Below are 345 nucleotides of genomic sequence, written 5' to 3' on the forward strand. Positions count from 1 at the left end.
GCCCGCCGGCGTCGGTCAGCATGTGAGCGGCGTCCGCAAGGAGCGCGAGGCTGCCGGTAACTAAGCCACCGATCACTTCGGCCGCCATATAGGTCAGCGTCAGCGTCAACGCCCATGCCAAACGGCCACGGTGCTGACCAGCGGCCGATCTGTCCCCTCCTGTATGCGCCTGCCCAGTCCGCATCGTTTGCTCCCTTGGCATCCTGCCTACAGAACCTGAACGGCAACACAGCATTGCCCGTTCCCGCACACTTCAGCTGACTGAGAAGACCCATGTCACGGCCGCAGCCTGCACTCAGGCGAGATGCGCCGTTGCTAAGCCAAAGCGGGCCAGGGTCTGTGTTC

Annotated in this window: 1 protein-coding gene; it reads right to left on the minus strand. The window is 63.8% G+C overall.

The features are described 5' to 3' along the window. Nucleotides 1-184 (minus strand): cation transporter (locus OC446_RS30700; protein ID WP_262032632.1); only part of this gene is annotated, 184 nt, incomplete at its 3' end. Nucleotides 185-345 lie beyond the last annotated feature (161 nt).

Origin of the sequence: Microvirga sp. Mcv34 (assembly GCF_024519725.1) — a bacterium.
Taxonomy (GTDB): domain Bacteria; phylum Pseudomonadota; class Alphaproteobacteria; order Rhizobiales; family Beijerinckiaceae; genus Microvirga.